Here is a 712-nt window from a genome sequence, read left to right as displayed (position 1 = left end):
GCGGAAAATTCATGCCCAGCTCAACCGGGAGGGAATCCGGGTGGCTCGCTGCACGGTCGAGCGGTTGATGCGCCGCTCCGGCCTGCAGGGACTGTGTCGAGGCAAGCGGCCCAGGACCACCATCGCTGCGGCCTCGCCGTCGTCCCCGGCGGACCTGGTCAACCGGCGCTTCACCGCCGACCGGCCGAACCGACTCTGGGTCGCCGACATCACCTATATCCGGACGTTGTCCGGCTGGGTGTATGCCGCGTTCGTCATCGACGTTTTCTCACGAATGGTCGTGGGCTGGCAGGTGTCGACCTCGCTGCACACGAATCTCGCCCTCGACGCCTTGGAAATGGGGATTTGGGCGCGAAAGCGAGCCGGACAAGACGTAACCGGCCTCGTCCATCATTCCGATCGTGGAGTTCAATATCGAGCCATCCGCTACACCGAGCGCTTGGCGGAAGCCGAGGTTGTCGCCTCGGTCGGTTCACGCGGGGATTCATACGATAATGCGATGGCCGAGGCATTCAACTCCCTGTTCAAGGGAGAACTGATCCATAACCCTGTCGCCCGCGGTCGCGGCTGGCAATCGGTCCGCGATGTCGAGATCGCCGTCGCCGAATACGTCGACTGGTACAACCATCGCCGCGTCCACGGCGAGCTCGGCCACCGCACCCCAGCCCAGACCGAGACCGACCACCGAGCATCACGCTACGATCAACCCCTC

Annotated in this window: 1 protein-coding gene; it reads left to right on the top strand. The window is 64.0% G+C overall.

Going from position 1 to position 712, the window contains the following annotated elements:
* On the top strand, positions 1 to 712 hold a 712-nt coding region (locus ABFX51_RS39255), incomplete at both ends, for an IS3 family transposase (RefSeq protein WP_346056959.1).

The sequence above is a fragment of the Amycolatopsis dongchuanensis genome (assembly GCF_039542405.1).
Taxonomy (GTDB): domain Bacteria; phylum Actinomycetota; class Actinomycetes; order Mycobacteriales; family Pseudonocardiaceae; genus Amycolatopsis_E; species Amycolatopsis_E sacchari.
Note: the sequence above shows the minus strand (reverse complement) of the source record. Positions and strands in the feature narration are given on the sequence as shown.